The 25,409-nt window shown below is 65.6% G+C and carries 16 protein-coding genes; 9 read left to right on the plus strand and 7 right to left on the minus strand.

The window, feature by feature from the left end; genetic code table 11:
- Positions 1-54: 54 nt before the first annotated feature.
- The 9 genes from PSV38_RS11685 (at position 55) to PSV38_RS11725 (ending at position 13,711) form a co-directional block, all read left to right on the plus strand.
- Positions 55-3,063, plus strand: coding sequence for a type VI secretion system Vgr family protein (locus PSV38_RS11685; RefSeq protein WP_300547615.1), 3,009 nt, complete (start codon positions 55-57; stop codon positions 3,061-3,063).
- A 3-nt stretch (positions 3,064-3,066) separates the two neighbouring features.
- The gene (locus PSV38_RS11690; RefSeq protein ID WP_300547617.1) at positions 3,067-3,972 is read left to right on the plus strand and encodes a DUF4123 domain-containing protein; all 906 of its coding nucleotides are present in this window, start codon (positions 3,067-3,069) and stop codon (positions 3,970-3,972) included.
- Between the two features lie 62 nt (positions 3,973-4,034).
- Positions 4,035-4,580, plus strand: coding sequence for a DUF3304 domain-containing protein (locus PSV38_RS11695; protein WP_300547618.1), 546 nt, complete (start codon positions 4,035-4,037; stop codon positions 4,578-4,580).
- A gap of 49 nt (positions 4,581-4,629) precedes the next feature.
- Positions 4,630-6,501, plus strand: coding sequence for a DUF2235 domain-containing protein (locus tag PSV38_RS11700; protein ID WP_300547921.1), 1,872 nt, complete (start codon positions 4,630-4,632; stop codon positions 6,499-6,501).
- Positions 6,502-6,568: 67 nt separating this feature from the next.
- Complete coding sequence (locus PSV38_RS11705; RefSeq protein ID WP_300547620.1) at positions 6,569-7,312, plus strand: 2OG-Fe dioxygenase family protein; 744 nt, start codon at positions 6,569-6,571, stop codon at positions 7,310-7,312.
- 5 nt (positions 7,313-7,317) lie between these two features.
- Entirely contained in the window at positions 7,318-7,722 is a 405-nt protein-coding gene (locus PSV38_RS11710) for a DUF2946 domain-containing protein (RefSeq protein WP_300547622.1), read from the plus strand.
- A 63-nt stretch (positions 7,723-7,785) separates the two neighbouring features.
- A complete protein-coding gene (locus tag PSV38_RS11715) occupies positions 7,786-10,200 on the plus strand; it encodes a TonB-dependent receptor (protein WP_300547623.1) in 2,415 nt (804 codons plus the stop codon).
- A gap of 13 nt (positions 10,201-10,213) precedes the next feature.
- Positions 10,214-11,554, plus strand: coding sequence for a PepSY domain-containing protein (locus PSV38_RS11720; protein WP_300547625.1), 1,341 nt, complete (start codon positions 10,214-10,216; stop codon positions 11,552-11,554).
- 117 nt (positions 11,555-11,671) lie between these two features.
- On the plus strand, positions 11,672-13,711 hold the full coding sequence (locus PSV38_RS11725; RefSeq protein WP_300547626.1) for a TonB-dependent receptor: 2,040 nt from the start codon (positions 11,672-11,674) through the stop codon (positions 13,709-13,711).
- A gap of 21 nt (positions 13,712-13,732) precedes the next feature.
- On the opposite strand, the gene PSV38_RS11730 is transcribed toward PSV38_RS11725, so the two are convergent.
- From PSV38_RS11730 to PSV38_RS11760, 7 genes are all read right to left on the minus strand, one after another.
- The gene (locus tag PSV38_RS11730) at positions 13,733-15,607 is read right to left on the minus strand and encodes a PAS domain-containing sensor histidine kinase (protein ID WP_300547627.1); all 1,875 of its coding nucleotides are present in this window, start codon (positions 15,605-15,607) and stop codon (positions 13,733-13,735) included.
- A gap of 91 nt (positions 15,608-15,698) precedes the next feature.
- Positions 15,699-17,138 (minus strand): dihydrolipoyl dehydrogenase, encoded by a 1,440-nt coding sequence (locus PSV38_RS11735; RefSeq protein WP_300547629.1) that lies wholly within the window; start codon positions 17,136-17,138, stop codon positions 15,699-15,701.
- Positions 17,139-17,153: 15 nt separating this feature from the next.
- Positions 17,154-17,867: a general secretion pathway protein GspB gene (locus PSV38_RS11740; protein ID WP_300547630.1), complete on the minus strand. Its 714-nt coding sequence runs from the start codon at positions 17,865-17,867 to the stop codon at positions 17,154-17,156.
- A gap of 4 nt (positions 17,868-17,871) precedes the next feature.
- Positions 17,872-19,584 (minus strand): ExeA family protein, encoded by a 1,713-nt coding sequence (locus PSV38_RS11745; RefSeq protein WP_300547631.1) that lies wholly within the window; start codon positions 19,582-19,584, stop codon positions 17,872-17,874.
- Between the two features lie 54 nt (positions 19,585-19,638).
- Positions 19,639-23,046, minus strand: a complete 3,408-nt coding sequence (locus PSV38_RS11750) for a response regulator (protein WP_300547633.1) — start codon at positions 23,044-23,046, stop codon at positions 19,639-19,641.
- Between the two features lie 38 nt (positions 23,047-23,084).
- Entirely contained in the window at positions 23,085-24,899 is a 1,815-nt protein-coding gene (locus PSV38_RS11755) for a methyl-accepting chemotaxis protein (protein ID WP_300547634.1), read from the minus strand.
- Positions 24,896-25,405, minus strand: a complete 510-nt coding sequence (locus tag PSV38_RS11760; protein WP_300547635.1) for a chemotaxis protein CheW — start codon at positions 25,403-25,405, stop codon at positions 24,896-24,898. Before PSV38_RS11760 ends, PSV38_RS11755 begins: the two co-directional genes overlap by 4 nt.
- Positions 25,406-25,409 lie beyond the last annotated feature (4 nt).

The raw sequence follows: 25,409 nt of genomic DNA on the forward strand, positions 1-25,409 counted from the left end.
CCCTCAGAATCCCCCCTGCATTTGCACACCTAAAACAATGTCAGGGAAGCCCTCATGGGCCTGGATTCCATCAAGTCTGAGATCAGCCGCGCATTGGCCGCCGTCATCGGCCAGTGGGGCACCGAGGCCCGGCTCTACTCCCTGTCAGCCCCCGGCGGTGAAGCAGGCGCCCTGCCCGCCGACCTGATGGTGGAAAGCTTCGTGCTGCACGAGGCCGTCTCCCAACCCTTTGCGCTGTACATCAACGCGCTGGTGCTGAATGCCCACGTCCCGCTCAAGCAGCTCACCGCCCGCCCCATCACCTTGCACACCACGCTGGCCGATGGCAGCCGCGCGCGCCGCAGCGGCTATGTCATGGAGGCCGACTCACTGGATGCCGATGGCGGCTTCGCGCGCAAAGGCCTGTTGGTTCAGCCGTGGATCGCCTTGCTGGGCTACACGCTCAGCAGCCGGGTCTGGCAAGAAAAATCCTTGATTGAGATCGTCGAAGATGTGTTCGCCGATCACGCCTCCATCGCCGCCTGGAAATGGGATGACGACGTGCCCAGCCACGTGGCACAAGGCTTGTTTGCCCGCAACGCTGGCCAGCGCTCATATTGCGCGCAGTACCGCGAAAGCGACCTGGATTTTGTGCAGCGCCTGTTGGCCGAAGAAGGCATTTGCTGGCGCGTTGAAGAAGACGAGTCGGCGCCCGGGGGCCACACCGTGGTCTTCTTCGTCAACAGTGCCCATCAACCGCAAGACGCCACCAGCGCCACCAGCCTGGGCGGCCAGGGCATCCGCTTCCACCGCAGCGGCAGCCAAGAACAGCAAGACAGCATCCAGGCCCTGGCGGCGATCCGCCAACTGGGCACCACCGCCACGGTGGTTCAGGGCTGGGACTACGTGGCCAACCGCGCCATCACCTTTGAGGCGCCCACCCACCACCAATGGGGTGGTGAGCAAGCCACCAGCCTGCAACACTGGCTCACCAGCTACGACCCCACCGGCGACCACCTCTTTGGCAACCAGGCCGAGGCCCAGTTCACCGCCACGCGCCTGCAAGAGGCCCACGAGGCGCGCTACAAGACCTGGCTGGGCCGAGGCTCGGTGCGCACCCTGCGCGCGGGCACGTGGATGGCCATCACCCAATCCACGCTGGACCCGCTGGCCGCGTTCGGCCTGGCGCCCGAAGACAAGGAGTTCTTCGTCACCGCCACCGATGCCATCGGCATCAACAACCTGCCCAAGGACTTGAGCGACGCCATCGTGAAGTCCCTGGGGCAGGCCGAGCTGCCACAGCTCAGCATGTCGGTGGATCAGGAGCATGAGGCGGTCGATGCACGCGCCCTGCAGCAACAAGCCGCCCAGACCGGCTTTGCCTGCCAGTTCCAGGCCCTGCGCCGCAACGTGCCTTGGCGCGCGGTGCTGCTGGACGGCACGGGCCAGCGCCCCCGGCCCCGCCCCACCGCGCTGGGCATGCAAACGGCCATCGTGGTGGGCCCGGATGGCCGCACCACCGCCGAGGGTGCCGACGAGCTCTACACCGACAAGCTGGGCCGCGTCAAAGTCAAGTTCCACTGGCAAGCCAACCCTCATGCCCCACAGCGGGCCAACAGCGACCACAGTTGCTGGCTGCGCGTCATGCAGCGCTTCTCGGGCGCCGGCATGGGCCACCAATTCCTGCCGCGCATCGGGCATGAAGTGCTGGTGGGCTTTTTGAACAACGACATCGACCGGCCCTATGTCCATTCCAGCCTGTACAGCGGGCGAGGCGATGGCGGTGTGCCCCGCACCCGGGGCGGCGCCTCTGCGGAGCGCGACACCAGCGCGTTTGCCGATTCCACCGATCACCATCCAAGCGGGCAGATGAACCTGGTGGGCTCGGGCGGCGGTGGCCACAGCCCAGCCTGGCACGGCGCGGCACCAGGGGCGGCGACCGAAGGCGCCGAAGGCCAGAACAACGCTGCCGCATTGAGTGGCGTCAAGAGCAAGGAATTCGGCGGACAGGGCTACAACCAGAAAGTGTTTGACGACACACCCAAGCAAGGCCGACTGTTGCTGCACACCACGCAGGCCCAGACCTGGCTGCAAATGGGCCACCTGCTGCACCAGGCCGACAATCACCGGGGCAGCTTCCGAGGGCTGGGTTTTGAGCTGAGGACGGATGCCTGGGGCGGCCTGCGTGCCGTTCGCGGCGTGATGCTCAGCACCTACACCTTGAACAAGGGGCTGGGCCAGACGGCTGAAGGTGCAGGCGACAACGCAGCCGGTATCGCGCTGGCCAAACAGATGCAGCAGTTGGCCAGCACCTTCCACCAGGCGGCGACCACGCACCAGACCGTGGGCTTGGCCAGCGCAGCAGGCAGCACCGGCGCCGGGCAAAGCGCCCTGAACGATCAACTGGCCCCCGCAGCGGCCTTGACCAAGAGCATGAGCGGCATGGTCAGCCACACCAGCTTGCCCGGCGCCAGCGCCGATGCCGCCAGCAAGAACACCCGCACCGGCCAAGGCCAAGTGCCCCACATGCTGGACCCCAACATCGCCATCGTTGGCAAGGCCGGTGTGGGCATCACGGCGGGGCAAGATCTGCACCTGAGCAGCAACGACACCACCAGCATCGCCAGTGGGCAGGACACGCATTGGGCCGTGGGTGGGCAAATGCGCGTGCACACAGGCCAGGCCATCGGGATCTTGGCCGGGGCAATTCAGCCCGGCACCGAGGCGGCAGGCAAGGGGTTGACCATGATCGCGGCGCAAGGGCCGATTGACTTGCAGGCACAGCATGGGCCCGCGCAGATCGCGGCCAAGGACACGCTGGAGATCAAGACGGCCAATGGCGTGATTCAGATCGCCGCAAGCAAAAGGCTCGTGCTGGCCGTGAGCGGCGGGGCCAGCCTCACCATTGACAACGGCAACTTCAGCGCGCAATGCCCCGGCAAGATCACCGTGCAGGCTGGGCAGAAGTCGATGGTGGGGGGCGGGACCATGACTTGGGCGATGCCCGAGATGCCGCACAGCGTCTGCGTGTCGTGCCTGTTGAACGCCGCCAAGTCAGGCTCACCATTCGCCAAACGCGGTTAAGCCATGAGCCACGAACCCATTTCCCAACCACCGCAACCCACCAGAGAGGCGCTGCAAACCTTGCCCGCCTGGGTGGAAGCGCAAGCCGCCAACACAGCGGTCTACGCGCTCATCGACATGGCTGCCATGCCATCCGACTTGCCCGTTCCGCGGGCCCTGCAAGAAATCCGCGCAGCCGGGGCCGTGTCTGTGCTGGCTGATGCAAGACCCCAGGCCGAACTGGCGACCCCATGGCTGCTGCCCTTGACGGGCCAGGGCCACCAAAGTCTGAACAGGCCACTGCTGACCAAAACGCTGGATTGGGCGCTGCGTGGGCCATGTGTCACCTGGGTTTCGAGTTCACTGTCTGCGGCCCAGTTGGCAGAGCGGTTGCGCCAGCGCACCGAGGCCATGTTGCCGCAAAACCAACCCGTCTTGCTGCGTTGCTACGACCCACGTGTGTTGCCCGAGTTGCACAAAGCTCTGTACCCCGAGCAGGCCAGCCGCTACTGGGCTTTGGGAAACGCCTGGGCCTACTTTGACCGGGCTCAGCAATTGGGGCTCATCACTTTGAGCCCCCCATCTGACATCGACGTGTTCGAGGGCCCCTTGAGCCTTGATCAAGGCCAATTCGAGGCCCTGCTGGATGCCTCAGAGGTGGACAGCGTCATGCCGGAGTTGGCGCGTGAAGCCACCGACGCCTTTCTGACTTTGCCCCCAGACCAGCGCGCCAGCTTCACACAGCGCTGCCTGAAGCTGGCCGACGAATGGCGAGTTCAAGCTTTTGGCCAAAGGGTGATGGTGGGCGTGCTGGCCTTGCAGTTGGGCGAAGGCTTCCATCAACAGAAATCCTGGGCACCGTGGATTGCCCAACTCGCCCAAGGCAAAATTGACTTGATTCAGACAATTGAAGGGGCCACGACCGAATGAGTACCCAAGCGGATTGGCATGAGACCTTGCGCCATCGATTTCAGATGGCCAGCGCCAGCGTGATGAGCGCGCTGCTGCTGGGCTGCGCACAAGCTGGACCGCCTGCAGCCAGCACGGCCGCCGTCATATTGGGCGAGCCTCAATCGTTGCTGATACAGGGGTACAACTACACCGATGACTACATTGACAGCTTCACGGTCAATGGGCAGGGAGGGGGCAACATCTTTGTCAGTGGACCATCTTCTGGCGGCGGAAAATCTGTGTGCTGCGCCTCTTACCAACCCGGCACGGCACTGCCCATCAAGCTGAAAGTGCGATGGGTGGGTGGGTACTGCATGGAGTTTGAAACCAGCATATATGGCAGAAAGAATGCCTATCGCAAAGGCCTGTGGCGCGAAGCCGAGGCCCAAGCCGTGGATCTGTCCAATGGCAAGCCAAAAGCCCTGGAAGTTCATATCTATCCCGATGGCCATGTCGAGGCAGCCGTTACGCAAGGGCACTCGTCACCTCGACTAATTTTGCCTGAAGACGACAGAGGCGAACGCCCTGGCGTTACCCACAACTACCTCAACTGCACCCATGATCAACTCAAACAATCACGGCAGTAAGGCCACGGGTGCATCGGGGCCTTCGCTCAAACAAAATTTAACCGCGTTGATGGCCAGCGCGTCGGCCAGCGAAACCTTGTCGGCTCCGGTGTCGCTGGCTCCGCGCGCACCCGATTGCGCATTGAGTCTCGCAGATCAGGCCAGGTCTCTTCAATGCAAGCTGAGCGATCGGCCGCTGCCGCATACCTGCAAAATTGTTCTCAAGGTCGGTTTCTTTTTTGACGGGACAGGCAACAACCATGATGCAGACCTCGGCACTGACGAACACTCCAATGTAGCGCGGCTTTTTCGTGGCTATCCAAAGGACAGGCCTGAACAGGGCTTGTACGCTCACTACATCCCCGGCCTGGGCACCTACTTCCGCGACATCGGTGACATCGGCGATGACGACGGCGCCGCTTTCGCCAAGTACGGCGATGCCCGGCTGGACAAAGCCATGCAATGGCTGGACGACACGGTGGCCAAGCACCCCGCCGACAAGATCGAGGCCATCCAGGTGTCGGTCTTCGGCTTCTCACGCGGGGCCACCCTGGCGCGGGCATTCGCCCGCCGTGTTCAGTCACGCTGCGATCTGGATCCAGCCGACACCACCCAACACCTTTGGCGCAGCGTCAACAAGCCACTGGCCATCCAGTTCCTCGGCTTGTTCGACACGGTGGCCTCTGTCGGCATCCCGGCCAGTGCAGGCATCGGCTCCTTGTTCCTCGCCAGGCAGTGGTCCGACCTGGAGCCCCAGCTGGAGCGTCGGCGCACCAGCACGTTCAGCGGCCTGGCCGCACAGGCCTTTGGCCAGCAACCTGGCGCCGACCCTACCCCCGGATGGTGGGACGGCCACATGGGCTGGGCCAAAAACCTGCGGGTGCCACCCTTGGTGAAGCGCACCGTGCACCTGATGGCCATGAACGAGATCCGCAACTCTTTCCCGCTGGACACCATCTGGGACGGCCACCAACTGCCCGACAACGCCGAAGAGATCGCCTATCCCGGCGCGCACTCCAATGTGGGCGGGGGCTACCGCCCAGGCGAAGGTGGCAAGAGCACCACCCGTGGCTTGATGCTCAGCAAAATCCCACTGCGCAAGATGTACGACGAAGCCGTGCTGGCAGGCGTGCCCCTGCTGCCACTGGACACCGCCTCGGTCAAGGCCGACTTCGAGTTCGACCCCGAACTTCAGGAGCGCTTCAACCAGACCCTGGCCAAAGCGGGCGTGCAAGCCGGGCGCCTGGGCGAGGCCTTGCTGGCGCACAACCGCTTGTACCTTCGCTGGCGGTTTCGCAAGATCAAGCTAAAGCTCCGGGCAAAGGATGTGGTGGGCATCAACGCCCAAGAGGCCCGGTTCAAGCAGGAAACGCAAGAACTCAAGGCCCGGGAATCGGCCTTGGAGAACGACCCCGAACGGCAGGCCGCCGCGCGCGAGATGAACAACAGGAAAGACGAGTGGGCCCAGGCCACACAACGGGCGCCGGGTTTTTCACATCAGGCGCAGCAGAAAGCCTACCTCGAAGCCAAGGCGAAGTTCAACGCACTGAACGACCCCTACCTTCGCGAGCGCGCCAAGCTGCGCACCATGCCCAGCCACGGCGGCGAGCTGGTCGGCAACCTGGATGCCTATGACCGCCAGTTGATGAAGGACGTGGCCCACCTCAAGGAACACGCCAAGACGACCAAGGCCAAACTCAGGCCCCATTACGCCGGACTGATCGAGGCGCACGATGATGAGTTCGAACGCGACAAGGGCCTCACCGATCCACTGGTCATTGACTTCTTCGATTCGTTCGTGCACGACTCGCTGGCGGGTTTCGCCAAGGATGTGACCCTGCCTTCAGACCCGCGATGCTGCTACATCGGTGGCGACGACGAGCTCAAGTACGCCGACAACCGCCGCATGCGGGAGCGCGGGACATCGGCCCCGCGTGCTTGAGGACGCGACGGCCATTTAGGCACCTGTGCATGCCGCTTGCACTTCGCAAACATGCGACCATTGGCGCATGAACGCCGTCACGCCCACCCCACTCGCGGACCTGCCCGCCCAACTGCACACCCACGGCTGGGCCTTGCTCAGCCCTGCGGACCTGCTGCCCTCATTGCAAATGAGTGAAGCCAATCTGGAACCCCTGCGCAGCACCTGGAACCACCTGCCTGCCGATCCACATCTGCGCGACGGTGGCCACTACCGCTTTCGGCGCCACAGCTGCTACGTGCTGGACAACGTCCAAGGCGAGCTGATCCAGGCGCCGCACCGCGCCCACTGGCAGCCCATCACTTACAACGCGCTGCACGGCGGCTTTGAACGCTGGTTCGAGCCCATCGAGGCCGATGTCGGTCAGCACCCCGCCTGGCGCGGTCTGTTGACCTTACTGGGTCAGCAGTTCAACGCCGCCAAGCCGGTCGCCCAGTGGTTCATTGAGGCGCACCAGTTCCGCGTGGACACGGCGGGTGGCATTGGCCGCCCCACTCCCGAGGGCGCCCACCGAGATGGCGTCGATTTCGTGGCGGTCGTGATGGTGGGACGCCACCAGGTCAAGGGTGGCGAGACGCGCGTCTTCGAGGCCGACGGCCCCCACGGCGTGCGCTTCACCCTGAACGAGCCCTGGAGCGTGCTGTTGCTGGACGACGCCCGCGTGATCCACGAATCCACCCCCATCCAACCCCTGGGCGAACACGGCTGGCGCGACACCCTGGTGCTGACCTACCGCGCCGACGGCTTCCAAGGCCCCAACGCTTACACTTGAGGCCCATGGTCTTCACACGCCTTCACCGCCGCTGGACTGCCTGGCTCGCCCTCTGCGCGATCCTGATGGGTGCGCTCGCGCCCACGGTGTCGCATGCCATGCGGGCCTGGTCGCATTCGCCCATCAGCTGGGTCGAGGTGTGTTCCAGCACGGGCAACAAGCTGATCGCCATGACCACCTCTGACCGGGCTGATCCCAGTGGCGGCCTGCCCAGTGGTGAGCACGCCGGTGAGCACTGCCCTTTCTGCCTGGTGCATGCGCACGATGCCGCCATGCTGCCTGCCACGCCCGCCGTGATGGCCTTGAGCACGCCCATCACCGACGAGCTGCCTTTCCTGTTCCTGCACGCCCCACGCAGCCTGTTCGCGTGGGCACCCTCGCAAGCGCGCGCGCCGCCCACTTCAGTCTGATCCGCCCCTGAGCACCGCCCGGCCTTGGCCCGGGCGAACCCGATCCGACCTGGAGTTTCAAACATGTTTGCATTCAACGTGCGCCTGCACGCTTTGGCGCTGGCCTGCGCCGCCAGTTGTGCCTCCCTCGCCCATGCCCAAGGCGTGGCCACCGACACCGAACTGGCCCCGGTGGTGGTCACCGGCCAAAGCAGCGGCGCCAGAGGCGGCCTGCAAAAGTTGGCACCGGGCCTGCCAGGCTCCACCGCCAGCAAGACGGCCGAACAACTGCGCGACCAGAACCTCTTCAACCCCGAAGACGCGCTGCAATACGCCCCCAACACCACCGTGCGCAAGCGCTACATCGGCGACCGCAACGCCCTGATCGCCGGGCGCAGCTTCGGCACCCTGCAACCTTCGCGCGCGCTGGTCTACCTGGATGGCTACTTGATTTCGAACTTCCTGGGCCGCTTTGATGCGCCGCGCTGGAACATGATCTCGCCCGAGGCGATCGAGCGCGTGGACATGCTCTACGGGCCCTATTCGGCGCTGTTCCCAGGCAACTCGATCGGCACCACCGTGGCCGTGAGCCAGCGCGTGCCCAAGGGCCTGGAGGCCTCGGGGCGCGTGATCGCGGCGCGCCAAAGCTTTGAGCAGTATGGGCACAAAGACCACTACGATGCCCAGCAGATGTCACTGCACCTGGGGCAAAAGCTGGACACCGGCCTGTGGTTCACCGCCGATGTGAACCACCAGGATTCGACCTCGCAGCCGATGCAGTACGGGGCGGTGTCGGCGGACGTGTCGACCAATGCATTCCCAACCTACGCCAGCCAGCCTGCCACGCCAACGCCCGTCACCGGGGTGGTCTATGACACCGATGCCAAAGGCCTGAGGCGCGCCATCTTTGGCGCCAATGGGGGGGCCATCGACCACACCGTGCAAGACACGGTGAACCTGCGGGCAGGCTACCGCTTCACGCCGACACTTGAAGCCAGCGCCATGGCCTCGTGGTGGGGCAACACCACCAAGATGAGCAATGCATCCTTCCTGCGTGATGCTGCGGGCAACCCCGTGTGGCAAGGCGCGCTGGTCAATACGCAGAAAGGCACCGGCGTTGCCAAGGACTACTTCCTCGTCAGCAACAACGGCAATACTTTTGAATTGCCCGCCAGCTCATTCGCCCCCTCAACCCGCGACGAATCCCACCAGCAACTCGGTGCCACCTTGAAGACGCGCAACGCCAGCGGCTGGAACGGCTCGGTGGTGATCTCCGACTACCGCATCCTGAACGATGAAAACCGCCAGGCCAGCAGCCCTGACCCGGTGGCTTTTGGCAGCGGCAGCACGGGCACCCTGACCCGCCGCGATGGCACTGGCTGGAACACCTTCGAAGTGCAAGGCACCTGGACGCCCAGTGCCGGTGACTGGACCGGTGGCCACCACGCCCTGGCCTTTGGCCTGCACCGCAATGCCTATAAGCTGGACAACACGGTGGCCGACACCGCCAACTGGCGACAGGGCGAAGGCACCTTGAGCCAGTACTACCGAGGCAAGACCGAAGTGATCGCCTTGTATGCCCAGGACGCCTGGCGCCTGCAAGACGACCTGAAGCTGACCCTTGGCTGGCGCGAAGAGCAATTTCGCGCCTTTGATGGCAACCAGCTGGCGCTCAACAAGACCGAGATTTATCCCCAGCGCACCTTGCGCGGTCATTCCCCCAAGGCCGCCCTCGCCTGGAGCGTGCAAGACGATTTGGTCCTCAAGCTCAGCGCCGGACGCGGCGTGCGCTTTCCCAATGTCGAAGAGCTTTACAACGGCACGGTCACGTCCACCACACGCAGTTTTTCAGACCCGGACCTCAAGCCCGAAACCTCTGACGCGGTCGAATTGAGCGCCGAGAAATCCTGGGAAGCCCAGCGCCTGCGCGTGTCCTTGTTCCACGATGACGTGAAGGACGCGATCCTGCGCCAGTCGACCACCGACGCCACGGTGTGCAAGACCGTGGCCACCATCGCGCTCAACAGCTACACCTGCGTGCAGAACGTGGACCGCGTCAAAACCACCGGCATCGAGTTCGCCTGGCAGGCCCAGGACTTGTTCATCAGCGGCCTGTCGCTGGACGCCACCCTGGCTTTCACCCACTCGAAGATCAAAGCCAACGCCAATGACCCAGCCTCGGTTGGCAAGTGGTGGTTGCGCGTGCCCAAAGAGCGGGCCACCCTGCAAGCCAGCTACCAGCTCAACGCCGATTGGCGCTTCAGCGCTGGCTACCGCCACGAAGGCCGCGCCTACAACGATGCCTACAACCTGGACATCAACCCCGATGTCTACGGCGGCGTCTCCAGCGTCAACCAGCTGGACCTGCGCGGCAGTTACCAGCTGACGAAACAACTGGAACTGGCGTTGGGCGTGAACAATGCGCTGGACGCCCACGCCTACCAATCCCACCCCTACCCCGGGCGCACGCTGTTCGCCGAACTGCGCTTCAAGCTTTGACCAGGCCCCGACCATGAACCAAACATTGCACCGCCTGTTTTGGCGCATCCACTTCTGGGCCGGTTTGATCAGCACGCCCATCGTGATTTTTGCCGCGCTGACCGGCCTGCTCTATGCCCTGTCACCGCAGATCGAGGCCCGGCTGTACGCGGACCTGGACCACGTCACCGTGCCGGCCAACCCGACCGCGAAGGCATCACTGGACCAGCAAGTGGCCGCCGCCCTGGCCGAGCATCCGCACGAAGCCTTGCGCCACGTGGTGCCCGCGCATGGCGCCACCGACAGCACGCAGGTCTACCTGCAAGCCGCCCACGCCCACCACCAGGCCAAGCAGGGCGACCACGACCATGGCCTGCCCAACGGCAGCATCGTCTACGTCAACCCTTACACCGCCCAGGTGCTGGGCCAGTTGCCCGAGCTGCAGCGCTTCAAGACCTGGTCCAAGAAGCTGCATTCCAGCGCGCTGCAAGGCGATGGCTGGCGCTGGCTGATCGAGTTGGGGGCCAGCTGGATGCTGGTGCTGTTCGCCACCGGCCTGGTCCTGTGGTGGCCCAAATCGCAGGCGCAAGGTGGCCCTGGCTGGCGCGCCTTGTGGCCCCGCCGGGGGGCCTCACCACGCCTGACCTGGCGCGACCTGCACGCCAGCGTTGCCATCGCGCTGGGCCTGGTGACGGTCACCGTGCTGGTCACCGGATTGACCTGGGCAGAGCACAGCGGCGACAACTTCCGCGCCGCCCAACAGGCCCTGGGCCAAGGCACACCCAAAGCGCCCAAGGGCTTGCGCTCGCAAGCAGGCGCGAGCAGCAGCACGCCCCTGAGCTGGCAAGCGGCGCATGAGCAGGTGCGCGCCCAGGCGCCCGACATCGCCGTTCAGTTGACACCCCCGAGCAGTGCCGACGGCGTGTGGCGCGCCGAGAACTTCGACCGTTCGCAGCCCACCAAGCGCTTCACGCGCGTGATCGATGCCTACTCGGGCCAGACCTTGTTCCGCAGTGGCTGGGACCAGTTGCCCGCGCTGGCCAAAGCCACCGCCGTGGGCATCCCGTTTCACCGGGGCGAGTTTGGTGGGTGGAACCAGGGGCTGCTCATCCTGGCCGCGCTGGCCGCCGTGTTCTCGGTGGTGTCGGGCTTGATGATGTGGTGGTGGCGCCGCCCACGAGGCGGTCTGGCCGCGCCCCAGGTCAGCCGCCAGACCTTGCGCCAGTTGCCACCCCGAACCTGGTGGTGGCTGCTGCCCCTGGCGGGCGCCTTGAGCCTGGCCTTGCCGGTGTTTGGCTGGAGCCTGGCCCTGTTCACCGCCATCGAAGTAGTGCGTCTTTGCCTTGAGCGGCAAGCGGCACTCAGCGCCTCGTGAACGGCACCGCCTCGTGCCCCACGGGCCAGCCCATGGAGGCGCTCAATGCCCGACCGATGCATCCACCCAGCAGCCCCGTGCGTAGAGGGCGGAACGCCATCACCAGAAAGCCTTGACATGACCGTCCCATTCACCCACACCTGCCTGGCCAGCGCCCTGGCTTTGAGCACCGCCTGGTCATGGGCCCAGACCACCGAGCTGGAACCCACGGTGGTGCGCGGCAACTACAACAACGCGGTCGGCACGTCTGATGCGGCCAGCCAGGGCGTGGTCACCTCCAAGCTGATCGAGAACCGGTCCACCCTGCGCCCGGCCGAGGTGCTGGAGTTCGTGCCCGGCATCATCGTCACGCAGCACAGCGGCGACGGCAAAGCCAACCAGTATTTCTTGCGCGGCTTCAACCTGGACCATGGCACCGACTTCGCCACCTTCGTGGACGGCATGCCAGTGAACATGCCCACGCACGCCCACGGCCAGGGTTACAGCGACCTCAACTGGTTGATCCCCGAACTGGTCGATCGCCTGAGCTACCGCAAAGGCCCCTATGGCGCCGAAGAAGGCGACTTCGCCTCGGCCGGCGTGGCCCGCATCCGCTTATTCGACAGCCTGCCGCGCGGCCTGGCCTCGGTCACCGTGGGCGAGAACAACCACCGGCGCGCCCTGCTGGCCAATTCAACCGCCCTCACCACCGGCAAACTGCTGTACGCCCTGGAAGCCGCCCAGAACGATGGCCCTTGGGAGCACCCTGAAAAATTCCACCGCCTGAATGGCGTACTCCGCTACAGCCTGGTCGAAGGCAACACCAAGTCCACGCTGACCGCGATGGCCTACGCGGCGCATTGGAACTCCAGCGACCAGGTGCCGCAAAGCGCGGTCGACAGCGGCCAGATCGGGCGCTTCGGCACCGTGGACCCCAGCGACCAAGGCCGCACCAAGCGATTAAGCCTGTCTTACGACCTGCTGCACGCGATGGACGACGGCGACTTCAAATTCAACGCTTACGCCATCCAGTCCGAGCTGAAGCTGGTGTCCAACTTCACCTACTTTCTGGACGACACCGTCAATGGTGACCAGTTCGAACAGGCTGAGCGCCGCAAGGTGGTCGGCCTGACCACCAGCCGCAGCTGGAACACCACCCTGGCAGGCCACGACAGCACCAACACGCTGGGTTTGCAGGTGCGCCACGACCGCATCGACCCCGTGGGCCTGTACGCCGCCAAGGATGGCCAACGCCTGCCCACCAACGACCGGCAAAGCACCGTGCGCCAGACCAGCGTGGGCCTGTACGCCGAGAACGCGACCCGCTGGACGCCCTGGTTCAAAAGCGTGACCGGCTTGCGGGCCGACCAGCTCAACGTCCATGTCAGCCAGGCCACCAACATCAGCGAAGGCGAGAAAACCGCCAGCCTCGCCACGCCCAAGCTGTCGCTCATCTTCGGCCCTTGGGACAAGACCGAGTACTTCGTGAACTACGGCCAGGGCTTTCACAGCAATGACGCGCGCGGCGTGGTCAGCACCGTGGCCCCAGCCCCCGCCCTGGTCCGCTCCAAAGGCTTTGAAGTAGGCCTACGCAGCGAGCTGATCCCCGGCCTGCAAACATCACTGGCCCTGTGGCAACTCAAGCTGGGCTCGGAGCTGGTTTTCGTGGGCGATGCGGGCGTGACCGAACCCACCGGCGCCAGCCAGCGCCATGGTGTGGAGCTGAACAACCACTACTTGGCCACCCCCTGGTTGCTGTTCGACCTGGACCTGGCCGCCTCGCAAGCGCGCTTCAAGGACACACAAGGCGACGCCCCGCATGAAGGCCGACACATCCCCGGCTCGGTGAACACCGTGGCCTCATTTGGCGCCACGGTGACCGACCTGGGCGCCTGGTTCGGCCAGTTCCAGCTGCGTTACTTCGGGCCCCGTGCCTTGATCGAGGACAACAGCCAGCGCTCCAAGTCCACCATGCTGGCCTACGCCCGCGTGGGCTACAAGATCACCAAGGACCTGAAGTTGTCGCTCGATGTGTTCAACCTGTTTGACCGACAGGCCAGCGACATCGATTACTACTACGAGTCACGCGTGAGCCCCACGGCCGATGCGATCAGCCAGGTTCACTTCCACCCGGTCGAGCCTCGCACCTTCCGGGTCACGCTGAGCGCCAACTTCTGAGGCACCGCGCCGAACGCCCCTTCACTTCGGCGCGGTCGCCATGGGCAGCCTGAGCGTGAAACGTGAACCTTGTCCGATTTCGCTGTGCACCTCGATGCTGCCGTTCATGCGTTCCACCAGTTGCTTGACGATGTACAGTCCCAGGCCGGTGCCCTCGATGGTCTCCGCCATGGGTGCCAGGCGCTTGAACGGTTGGAACAGCTGCGCCAGGTCTTCGGCCGACATGCCAATGCCATCGTCCGACAGCTCCAGCACCACGAAGGCTTCTTCAATCCAGCCTTCGACCACGACATGGCCGCCCGGCCGGTTGTACTTGCAGGCATTGGTCAACAAGTTGATGAACACCTGCACGAGGCGCTGCGGATCGGCGTTGGCCCACAAAGGCTGCGGGGGCAAGCGGTCGACGAAGGTCACCCCATGGCGCTCGCGCACCCCTTCGATCATGGCCGCGCTGGAGCGCCACAAGGGGGCCAGCTCGACAGCTTGCAAGGCGATGGTGATCTCGCCCGCGTCGACCTTGGTCAGGTCGAGCACATCCTCAATCATGCGCAACAACTGCTGGCCAGCCTCCAGCATCATGCTGACGCGCTGGGCCTGAGCCGGGTTCAGCGCATTGGCCCGGTCCAGCAGCAGCAGTTGCGCAAAGCCCAGGATGGCGTTCAGCGGCGTGCGCAGTTCATGGCTCAAGCGCGACAGGAATCTGCGCTGGGATTCGGCCACCCGTTCCGCCGCGTCGCTCTGCATGGCCCGCTCGGCCCGCAGCCGCTCTTCGGTGACATCGCGCATCACGCCCACCAGGCGCCGCTGCGTGGGCGCCTGGCCCTCGATCTGCTGGCCCGTCGATTCAAAGTAGCGCACCACGCCATCCGGCCGACGAATCCGATAGGTGCTCTTGAAAGGCTGGCCCGTCTGCATCGCGGTGGTGATGTCCGACACCATGCCCGGCATGTCCTCCTCCAGGACCAGATTGCGCAACTGAACACGCGGCATCGTCATCTCGTTCGATCCCACGCCGTACAGGGAGGCCGCCTTGGCATCCAAGGTGATGTGGTCCGAATCTACGGCCATCTCGAACATGCCCAACTCGGCAGCGACGGCGGCCAGCATCCAGGGCTCGTTGGCCGAGACCAACGCCTGCCGGTGGGCCTCCTGACGCCGCAGGGCAAGCCGAACCAGCCAGAGCGTGCTCAATGCCAACACCAGGGCAGCCAACAAGGTGCTGCCGATCAAGACCTTCTCGGTCAGGCGCGAGACCTCGGCCAGGCTGGCACTGAAACGTTTTTCGGCCAGCACCAGTTCATCGCTGAGTTCGCGGACTTCTTCCAGAGAAGCCAGCACCATCACCCCATCGGCTGGCGCGTGCACGTGGTGGCGCAGCCGCTGCGCCTCCACCCTCAATTGCGCCAGCAAAGCATCGCCATGCGTCCACGCGGTCAGCGCTTCTTGCAAGGCCGGCTGGTCGCCAAAGCGGCGGAACAGGGTGATCATGCCGTCCACATCATCGGGGTGGTTGCCACCGGCGATCAGGCCTTGCCGCACCACGGTCAGGTCGGGCTCGCTGCGCAACATCTCTTCGCGGGCCTGCTGGTCGCCCAGGGGCAGCTTGAGCGCTTCCTCGAAAGCCGCGAAATCGGCCTGGTTGCGGGTGACCGCGAAGTCGCGCAAATGCTGCACGGCGTCGTTGCGGGCCTTGGACCACAGGCTTTCGCCGCCCACATAGGCCCGCAAGGCCCCCAACACATTGACGCTGGTCACCGCCATGGTGGCCAGCAGGCTGATCACCACCAATGACAGCGACACGAACGCGACGTAGGGCTGCCACAACTCGCGCGGGTGCGGCTTCAGGAACTGGCGGCGGTTGGTGGACTCCTCAACGCTCGACTCGGAGACCTTCATCTTGGTCGGTCCTCATCCCATATTATTTTGTGCAGCCATCGTAGGTGACATTGCACCCATGACGGGCGAATTTTTACCGCCGCGAGAATCTTCAGGCGCCCGGGCCACAGTCCAGGCAACGCGCCACCGGGCGCGGACCCATGCGCAAATGCCGGTTCAGCTCGCGCAGGGCCGTGCGCACGCCCTCTTCGACCACCGGGTGGTAGAACGGGCTGTCCAGCATTTGCTGCACCGTCAACTGGTGCTGCACGGCCCAGGACAGCAGGTGCCCGATGTGCTCGGCAGCGGGGCCGATCATCTCCGCGCCCAGGAAGCGGCCGGTGTGCCGCTCGCCGTACACCCGCAGCAGTCCCCGGTTCTGGCCCATCACACGGCTGCGGCCCTGGTCGTCAAAACTGGCGGCGCCCACCTCGAAGTCCTGCCCCGAGGCCTGCAAGGCCTTGAAGCTGGCGCCCGCCAGCATCATCTGCGGGTCGGTGAACACCACGCCCAGAGGCGCGCGCCGGGGGTGCACCCGCACGTCCGGGAAACGCCCGGCGTTGTCACCCGCGATCTTGCCGTCGTCGGCCGCTTCGTGCAGCAAGGGGTGGGCGTTGCTCACATCGCCGGCGATGAACACGTGGGTGTCGCCGATTTGGCCGGTCTCGATGTCAAAGGCCGGCAGGCCCCGCTCGTTCACGGCAATGCCTGCGGCGGCCAGGTCCAGGCTGGCCAGGTTGGGACGCCGGCCTGCGGCCACCAGCACCTGCTCGAAAGCCTCGGTGTGTTCGCCCCCATCGACGCTGTACGTGACTTGGGCCTGGTCGCCTTGGCGGCTGACCTGGCGCACCTCGGCAGGCGCGGCGATGGCCAGCTCGGCCGACAGGATGGCGAAGGCCTGCGCACTGACGTCCGGGTCAGTCAAAGGCCCCAGCTTGGTCCCCTTGCTGAACAGCTTGACGCGCACGCCCAAGCGCGTGAGGGCCTGGGCCAGCTCCAGCCCGACCACCCCGCCGCCCACCACGGCCAGGGACTGGGGAAAAGTCTGCCAGTCGAACACCTCGTCGTTGGTGACCAGCCGGTCGCCCAGGGCTTCACGCCAGCCAGGTGGGATCGTCGGCGATGAGCCGGTGGCGATGACCACGCGTTGAGCGGTGACGCGGGTGTGGTCGTCCACCATCAAATCATGGGGCGAGACAAAACGGGCGCGGCCCAGCACGCGCTGCTCGGCGGGCCAGTCGTTGACGGTGTCCAGCACGAAGCCCACGAAGCGATCGCGCTCCGAGCGCACCCGTTGCATCACCGCTGGGCCATCGACCTTCACCGTGCCCGCGTGAACGCCGAACATCGGCGCCTGCGCGATGGCATGGGCGCTGTCGGCCGCCGCGATCAGCAACTTGCTGGGCATGCAGCCCACACGCGCGCAAGTGGTGCCGTAGGGGCCGGACTGGATGACCACAATGCGTTCGGTGTGGTTTTTGGCGGCGCGGTAGGCCCCCATGCCCGCCGTGCCAAAGCCAATGATCGCGACGTCTGTCTGGAGGGTTTTCATGGTGGATGGCCTTGGCTAGTAGCTGACGCCGTAGCGGTAGCCTTTGTACTTGAGCACCGCAGACTTGAGCCTGATCTCTTGCAGCACCAGATCCGAGGTCAGTTTGTCACCTTCGTGAAAGACCTGGCTGTTGATGATGAGCATGCGGTTGGCCGGGGTCTCGGAGTACATAGCGCCGCCGATCACCAGCTTGGGCAGATCGCGCTGGAGGTTGGCGGGCAGTTCGCTGGGGGTGTAGATGCGGGTGTCGGCTTCGGCGGTGGGGGCTGGTGTGGGCGCGGGGGTCGCGGGGGTCGCGGGGGTCGCGGAGATGGCAACACGCGGGGCAAGGGCGGGTCTCGGTGGCACGGACAGGATGGGCGTGGCCCCCACGGACGCCTGGGGTGGCGGCGATGGCCGTTGGGCGGGAGGAGCCGGCACGGGTGTTGGCACAGCGGGCGCGGCGGCCTGCACGGGCGGCGCTTCCTCCGCAGGCTGATCGGCGGCGGGTGCAGGTTCAGCCACCACCACCGGGGCCGTCCCCTTGCCACTCATCAGGTGCCAGGCCAGCAAACCGGCCAGGGCCAACAACAAGACCACGATGACCCCGACCAGCACCAAAGACTGGCTGCCACGTGGCGGTCTGGGATCATCGGCCAGCGGTGGCACGGGCGGTGAATGGATGCTCGGCACGGCGCCACGTTCACGCTCCGAATCCGCGCGCCTGAGGGCGTCAAGTATGTAAGACATCGCCTTATCCTCCTGCCCGCAAGCGTGGTTCGTCCACGCCCGTGACACGATTGAGCTGCATGAAGGTGGTGGGCCCCGCCACACCGTCGGGCCTCAGGCCGTGGGCTTGCTGAAAAGCGGCCACCTTGGCCTTGAGGGCCGCGTCGTAGGTGCGCTTGTCGGCGGTCACGGGCTCGCCCTGGGCGATGGCCAGTCGCGTGGCCAGGTTGTCCACCAGCGGGCCCGCATTGCCATCGACGAGGGATTGCAGGTAGCCCGGTGGCGCGCGCCAGAAGGTCGCGAAATCCCCGCGCCAGAGCTTCAGCAAGGTGGCCAACGGCACCGTCCTGGACACACCGCCCATGCTCAAAGTGGCACGGTCGTTGTTCAAGGCCGTCAGCAAGGCGTAAGTGGCGCGGCCGTTTTCGTCGTTCAGCGTGACGATGCCGGGGCGGTCCAGCTGGCGGATCAGCCCCAGCCCTCGGCTGCTTCTAAAACAATGGACTTGATTTTGCTGGGCCTGGGCGCACGGGTCGCCCTCGGCCAAGGTCAGCTTCCACAGCGGCGCCAGCTCCAGCCAGGCCTTGCGCTCACTGCCCTGCTTGCTGCTGAACAGCGAGGCGATCTCGGCGCTGGCTTTCAGCACGGGCTCCGCCACCACGATGGGTGCGGACGGCGGCGCGGCGGCGGCCACCGGGCTCGCAGCGGCCACCACCTGGGCGACAGAGCGTGGGGCGACCACGGGGGCTGGCGCCGCCTTGGCCACCACGACGGGTTCTGCGGCCGGGTTGGCACGATGCTGCAGCCAGGCCACGCTGGCCATGCCCGCCACGCCCAACACCGTCGTGCTGGCCACCAGGCCCCAGCCCCAGGCTGGCATGCGCCCGGCCGGTTCGCGCGGTGGTGCCAACACCCGGGTGATGTCAAACACCTCGCTGGCCGCTTTCTCGATGATGTCGCTGTCCACGCGGCCTTTGCCCTCGGCATAGGCGCCCAGCAAGGCACGGTCGCACAGCAGGTTGATGCGGCGCGGGATGCCGCGCGACAACTGGTGCACGCGCGCCACGGCCTGGCTGTCGAACAACTTGCCCCGGGCCAAACCAGCCACCGCCAGACGGTGCCGGATGTACTGCGCGGTTTCGGCCTCGGACAGGGCGTCCAGGTGGAAGCGTGCGATCACGCGTTGCGCCAACTGCTCCAACTCGGGCTGGGCCAGCATGGTGCGCAATTCGGGCTGGCCGATCAGGATGATCTGCAGCAACTTGCGCTCGGTGGTCTCCAGGTTGGTCAGCAGGCGCAACTGCTCCAGCACATCGGCGGACAGGTTCTGCGCCTCGTCGATGATGAGCACGTTGTTCTGCCCGACCGAATGGGTCTTGAGCAGGAACTCGTTGAGCGGGTCGAGGTAGTCCTTGACGGTCTCCACCCCCGGCCCCTGGTGCTGGTAGGGAATGCGGAACTCGTCGCACACCGACTTGAGCAGCTCCTGCACCGTCAACTTGGGGTTGAAGATGTAGGCCACATTGCAGCGACGGGGGATCTGCTCCAGGAAGCAGCGGCACACCGTGGTCTTGCCAGCACCGATTTCGCCCGTGAGCAACACGAAGCCACCCCCACCGCCCACGCCATACAGCAGGTGGGCCAGCGCCTCGCGGTGCCGGTCGCTCATGAACAGGTAGCGCGGGTCAGGGGCGATCGAAAAGGGTTCGTGCTTCAGTCCGAAGAATTTGGCGTACATGCCCTAGAGAATACCTGCTGCGCGCAGGCCCCGGCCCAGGCCGGAAACCCGGGCTCAGGCGGCGCTGCGCAAGAGGCCGTCAATGGTGTTCAGCAACAGGTCTTCCGAGTAGGGTTTGGTCAGGAAGGCGTTGACGCCCGCGTCGTTGGCCAACTGGCGGTGCTTGTCGGTGAACCGCGAGGTGATCATCACCACCGGGGTAGCTTTGGTGGCGCTGCGGTTGCGCAAGGCGCTGGTCAGCTCCAAGCCGTTCATGCGGGGCATTTCCAGGTCAACCAGGACGATGTCGGGCGCCCGCAACTGCACGGCGCCCAGGGCATCCACCCCATCGCGCGCGGTGACGACTTCGTAGCCGGAGTCCTGCATCAGTTGCTCCATGGTGCGGCGCACACTCACCGAGTCGTCCACCACCAGGCACAGCGGCAGTTTGTGGCGCGAGGTCACCACCGCGTCGTCCACCCCGGGCATTTGGCCCGCCGTGAAATCACGCAGCAGGTCGGGCAAGTCGATGACCGTGGCCACCGAGCCATCGCCCAACACCGTGGCGCCGTCGATGCCCAGGGCGTGCGGCATCATGGGGTTGAAGGGCTTGACGACCACGGTGCGCGCGTCGCTCAACTCGGGCACGATGATGGCCAGGCGTTGGCGGAACTCGTCGCGCACGATCATGGCCACTTCCATCACGCCGGGCTGCTTGAGCGCCTCGTGCGGCAGGCCCATCAGTTTTTCCAGGCGGATGGCGTTGAGTTGCTCGCCTTGCAGGGCGTAAGTCAGGCCGCCCTGCGCATCAACGCCGACTTCTTCGCGGGCGGGCAGGATCTGCTCAACCCCGCGCACCGAGATGCCCAGCAGGTGGTGCTCAGAGCGGCTGAGCATGACCTGGATGGTGCTCATGCGCACCGGGAAGTGCAGGTCGAAGCGCGAGCCCTGGCCCGATTGCGAATCCATGTCCAGCGTGCCGCGTAAATCCACCACCGCGCGCTGCACCACGTCCATGCCGATGCCTCGGCCCGACAGTTGCGTGGTCTGCTCGCGGGTGGAGAAGCCGGGCAGCACGATCAGGCGCATCACCTGGGCTTCCGTCAAGGTGGCATCGGGGGCGATCAGGCCGCGGGACAAGGCGCGGTGGCGGATGGCACCCAGGTCCAGGCCACAGCCGTCGTCCTCGCAGCGCACGGCCACGTTGTTGCCTTCGGTGCTGAAGCTCAAAGTGATGGTGCCGGTGGCGGGCTTGCCCAGGGTCTCGCGCACGTCGGGCGATTCGATGCCGTGGTCCACGGCATTGCGCAGCAGGTGCATCAGCGGGTCGATGATGCGGTCAAGCAACTGGGTGTCGACCATGGTGGCCTCGCCTTGGATGCGCAGGTCGACCGAGCGGTTGAGCACGCGGGCGGCCTGGCGCACGGTGCGTTGCAGGCGCGGCGAGATCGAGGCGACTTCGACCATGCGGGTGCGCTGGATGCTGCGCTGGATTTCCAGCTGCAGTCGCTCCTTCTCGGCCATCAGGTCGCGCAAACCGGCCATTTCGCGCTCGAAGGAGCGCGAGAACTCACGGCTGTCGGCGCCGGACTCCACGATGCGGCGCGACAGCATGTGCAGCTCGTTGTACTGGTCCATTTCCAGCGCGTCGAGCTCGCCGGTGTGGCCGCCCAGCATGGCCAGGCCGCGCACGTCCACCAATTGTTCCAGCTCGGCCGACAACTGGCCGAACTGGCGCGAGCCCGTGCGCAGCGCGTTGATGTTGTCGCCCAGGCGCTTGACGCGGTCCTGGATCTGCGAGGTAACGATGCTGTTCTCACCCGCCAGCTTGAGCAGGGAGTCGATGAGGGACGCGGGGACACGCAGGTAGGTTTCGGCTTGGGCGTCTTCGGCGGCCGCGGGCGAGGTGGTGGCCACGGGCGCGTCGTCATGGGCCGGTGCCAGCGTGGTGGGCGCCACGGGGGCACTGGTCAGCGGCTCGGCGCTGTCGATGATGTCCGCGTGGTCCGCAGGCAGCCCATCGCGGTCAATGCGGTTGGCCCAGTCCAGCACCTTCTGGTACACGGCCAGGCTTTCTGGCGGTACGCCAGCGTTGGCCACCAAAGCTTCGCTCATGGCCTCCAGGCAATCGGACGCTTCCAGCAGCATGTCCATCAACTCGCGCGTGGGCAGGCGCTCTTCGCGGCCCAAGGCCACCAGGATGTCTTCGAGCGCATGGGTGAGGTTGGCCACACCCTTGATGCCCACGGTGTTGGCGGCGCCCTTGAGCGTGTGGGCCACGCGGCGGGCCTGGTCCAGATCGTCCAGCGTGCCGCCTTGCGACAGGCGCTGCACCAGGGCGGAGAACTCTTGCGCATGCGGTGGCAACTCCACCAGCAGGCTGTCCAGCACCTTGCGGTCGATGTCGGCTGGCACGCTCAGGTTCACATGCGCGGGCAAGGCCTTGGCGGGGCGGTCTTGCGAGGGCCGTGCGCGCACGAGGCTCACCGAGGTCATCGCGTTGACCCACTCGGACAGGGTGTCCGTGTCGGCGGGGTAAGGCCAGTCGGAGCCGGCCACACAGTCGGCCAGGGCTTGCGCGGGCGTGGTTTCGCCGGGGGCTTGCAAATGCGCCATGGCCAGGGTGGGCCAGGCTTGCAAGACCGCCCGGTGTTGATCGCTCAAGGCCTCGGGGTCGGATTGCAAGGCCGCCGTGTTGATCAGGATCACTTCCAACACTTGCTGAAAGCCGGCCAGGCCCAGCAGGTTGGCGGCATTGACGAGGTTGTGCAGCTGCTCCAGGTGGTTGTCGAAGAGGGCGTCGCGCTCGTCCCGGGTCAGGTCTGGTGCAGTCAGGGCGGCCAGGTCGGACTGCAAGGCCAGCAGGGCATCGCTGAGCATGGCCAGCTCTTCCAGGGTCACCGCCGGGGCCACACCGGCCTGCGGTTCACAAATGCCGATGTCGAAGATGGTGTCGGCCTCCATCTCAGGCTCGGGCTCTTGATGCTCCGGTTCGTGCGGTGGTTCGGGCTCGGCAGCCAGCTCAGCCTCAACCTGCGGAGGCGCTTCCTCCACCTCGACCAGCTTGCCCGCATCTTCGGCCAAGCGCCGTTCAATCAAGGCCACATTGGCCGGCGAAATGGCGGGAAACCATGGCTGGCTGCGCAACTCATGCAGCACGGCCCATGACGCGGCCGCATCATCCGTCGGCGGGCTCATCAGCTCGCCCAGCACCAGGGCCGGCCACGCGGCCAGCGCGTCACACTCCTCAGGTGCCACGGGGCGGTCCAGCGTGATCAGCTTGGTCAAGCCACTTTCCACCAGCATGCCCACATAGCTCAGGCCCAACAGCTGGTGCTGCTTGGCCGCCAGCTGCAAGGCCGTGACCCGTTGCAGGTAGGCCCGCAGGCAAGGCACGCTGCCTTGGTCCTGCAGCTGGGCCGCCTGGTCGAACAGCTCGAACAGGAGCGGCTCCAGCGTTTCACGCAAGTGGGTGGCGGTCATCAGGGGTGCTCCAGCAAGGGGACGGTGGTCAGCGTGGCTCAGGACTGCTCGGCCACCACCAGGCGGCGCGGCAGCTTGAACACCGCCACCTCGCGCACCAGGGCCTGGGCGTAACCCACCAGCTTGTTGGTCACCTCGTTCTGCTGCGTGAGCTGCTTGGTCGTGTCACGGCTGGTTTGCTGGATGGTCAGCGCACGTGCCTGCAAGGTCTGGCCCGAACGCGCCTGCTCGATCGACGCGGCCGCGATGCCGCGCACGCTGAACGCCAGCGCATCGGTGGCTTGCTGCGTGCCCTTCATCTCCGAGCCAGCCTGGTCGGCCAGGCGGGACACGTCCACCACGCGGGTGATGGCGTTGTTCATGGCCAGCACCGTTTCCGACGTTTCTGACTGGATGGACAGCACCAGGGTCGAGATCTCGCGGGTGGCTTCACGCGCGTTTTCCGACATGCGCTTGACTTCATCGGCCACGATGGCAAAGCCCCGTCCGGCATCCCCGGCCGCCGTGGCTTGCATCGAGGCGTTCAAGGCCAGGATGCCCGTGCGCTCGGCGATCGAGTTGATCAGGCCCACGACCTGCGAGATCTCTTGCGAGCGTTCACCCAGGCGCTTGATGCGCTTTTCCGTTTCGCGGATCAAATCGCGCGATTCGTTGATGCCCAGCACGGTCTTGTCCACCGTGGCCAGGGCCTGGCGTGTGGTGCGCACCGCGGCTTCGGCCGACTCGTTGGCCTTGGCGGCCATCTGGGCCATGTCGGTCAGGGTCAGGGCGGCTTGCGACAATTCGCGGGCGGCCGACTCCACCTCGGTCTGGCCTTGCGCGGCCGAGGCCATCGCGGTGTCGGTGCTTTGCTTGACGGCCATGGTGGCGCGTGACACGTGGTGCGACACGTCGCTCACATTGTTCAGCACCTTGGCAGTTTCGCTGGTCAGCATGTTCATGGCGTCGCCAATGGCACCGGTCACGTCCTCGGTCACGGGCACCTGGATCGACAGGTCCTTGGTGGTGGCCACCTGGCCCATGGCCTGCATGATTTCCACCACGGAGTTGCTGATCTGCTCGCTCTCCTTGGCTTGCTTGCTCAGGCCTTCCAGGCGCTCGTCGAGCAAGCGGTCGAGGGCGGAACCCAAGCGGCCCAACTCGTCCTTGCTCTTCAGATCAGCCCGTGCGGTGTAGTCACCCGCCGTGAGCTTGGCCAGCGCGGCCAGCAGCTTGTTGATCGGCAACATCAGCGAGCGCACCACAAAGAAGGCGGCGAACAAGCCCACCAGCGCGGCAGCACCGGCGATGCCAGCCATCCACTGCTTGGCCACGGCGATTTCCTGAAACTGCATCTCGCGCTTGACCGAGTCATTGCGCACCGTGGTTTCCAACAACTTACCGAAGGCCTTGATGGTGGCCGCGCCCGTGGGCGTGGTGTACTTCTTGCGCCAGGCGGCGGCTTCTTCGAACTGGTTGTTCACGACCAGCTTGAACCATTCGGTGCGGTGCACCTTGTAGGCGGGGAAACTGCCCACCAGGGATTGGTGCTGGGCACGTTCCTCGGCCGACAGGCCCTGGCTTTCGCCATAGGTCTTCAGGTTGTCTTCCACCACCTTCCACAGCCCGGGCTGCTCGTCGATGATCTTCTGGCGCGCGGCCTGGTCTTCCAAGGCCAGGTACTGCGGCAGGCTGTAGCGCAAGCTCCACAGGGCCGAATTGGCGCGCCCCAGCAAGGCTTCCTTGCCCTGGGTCATCCGGATCGTCTGCTCCAGTTGGTTGAGCTGCACGATGGCGTAGCCGCCCACCGCGAACAAGGCGGACAGCAGCAGCGCAAAGCCGAGCAAGAGCTTCTGGCGGATGTTGAGTTTCATGGGAGTACCTCTTCTGGGGTGGATGCAGGATGGGCGCCACGCGCCAGGGATTCAAAAGCGGCCCGGTGGTTGAACTCCCACCAGATCTGATCAGGCTGGTCGGCTTGCGCCCAGGCCCTGACCAGGTAGGCGCTCAACTTCGTGCCAGGTCGCGTGGTGCCTTCGGGGGCGGGCACCAGGCTCAACAACTCAGGGGCCGCGTCCAGCAACAGGCCAACGCGCTGCTCTTCACGGTCGAACACCAGCACGCGGTGCTGAAAGGGCCGGATGTCGGGACTGCCCCGGCGAACTTCTCGGCGGTCCAGCAAAGGCACGATGGTGCCGCGCAGGTTGGTCACCCCCGCCAGCGCCGAGGCCGACTTGGGCACGGGGAAGATCTTCGCCTCGGCGATCATCTCGGTCAGCACCCGCGCCGCCGGCACCAGCCGCAAACCCGCGACCCGAAAGCCGTAGCGCAACTCACCAGCGGCAGGGGCCACACCACGCGCCAGGGCAGCGATGTCCATGGTG

This window comes from Aquabacterium sp. (genome assembly GCF_029946005.1).
GTDB lineage: Bacteria > Pseudomonadota > Gammaproteobacteria > Burkholderiales > Burkholderiaceae_C > Aquabacterium.

Excerpts from the sequence above, each read along its gene's own strand:
- PSV38_RS11685 (WP_300547615.1), top strand. The coding sequence starts at position 55 with ATGGGCCTGGATTCCATCAAGTCTGAGATCAGCCGCGCATTGGCCGCC.
- PSV38_RS11690 (WP_300547617.1), top strand. The coding sequence starts at position 3,067 with ATGAGCCACGAACCCATTTCCCAACCACCGCAACCCACCAGAGAGGCG.
- PSV38_RS11695 (WP_300547618.1), top strand. The coding sequence starts at position 4,035 with ATGAGCGCGCTGCTGCTGGGCTGCGCACAAGCTGGACCGCCTGCAGCC.
- PSV38_RS11700 (WP_300547921.1), top strand. The coding sequence starts at position 4,630 with ATGGCCAGCGCGTCGGCCAGCGAAACCTTGTCGGCTCCGGTGTCGCTG.
- PSV38_RS11705 (WP_300547620.1), top strand. The coding sequence starts at position 6,569 with ATGAACGCCGTCACGCCCACCCCACTCGCGGACCTGCCCGCCCAACTG.
- PSV38_RS11710 (WP_300547622.1), top strand. The coding sequence starts at position 7,318 with ATGGTCTTCACACGCCTTCACCGCCGCTGGACTGCCTGGCTCGCCCTC.
- PSV38_RS11715 (WP_300547623.1), top strand. The coding sequence starts at position 7,786 with ATGTTTGCATTCAACGTGCGCCTGCACGCTTTGGCGCTGGCCTGCGCC.
- PSV38_RS11720 (WP_300547625.1), top strand. The coding sequence starts at position 10,214 with ATGAACCAAACATTGCACCGCCTGTTTTGGCGCATCCACTTCTGGGCC.
- PSV38_RS11725 (WP_300547626.1), top strand. The coding sequence starts at position 11,672 with ATGACCGTCCCATTCACCCACACCTGCCTGGCCAGCGCCCTGGCTTTG.
- PSV38_RS11730 (WP_300547627.1), bottom strand. The coding sequence starts at position 15,607 with ATGAAGGTCTCCGAGTCGAGCGTTGAGGAGTCCACCAACCGCCGCCAG.
- PSV38_RS11735 (WP_300547629.1), bottom strand. The coding sequence starts at position 17,138 with ATGAAAACCCTCCAGACAGACGTCGCGATCATTGGCTTTGGCACGGCG.
- PSV38_RS11740 (WP_300547630.1), bottom strand. The coding sequence starts at position 17,867 with ATGTCTTACATACTTGACGCCCTCAGGCGCGCGGATTCGGAGCGTGAA.
- PSV38_RS11745 (WP_300547631.1), bottom strand. The coding sequence starts at position 19,584 with ATGTACGCCAAATTCTTCGGACTGAAGCACGAACCCTTTTCGATCGCC.
- PSV38_RS11750 (WP_300547633.1), bottom strand. The coding sequence starts at position 23,046 with ATGACCGCCACCCACTTGCGTGAAACGCTGGAGCCGCTCCTGTTCGAG.
- PSV38_RS11755 (WP_300547634.1), bottom strand. The coding sequence starts at position 24,899 with ATGAAACTCAACATCCGCCAGAAGCTCTTGCTCGGCTTTGCGCTGCTG.
- PSV38_RS11760 (WP_300547635.1), bottom strand. The coding sequence starts at position 25,405 with ATGGACATCGCTGCCCTGGCGCGTGGTGTGGCCCCTGCCGCTGGTGAG.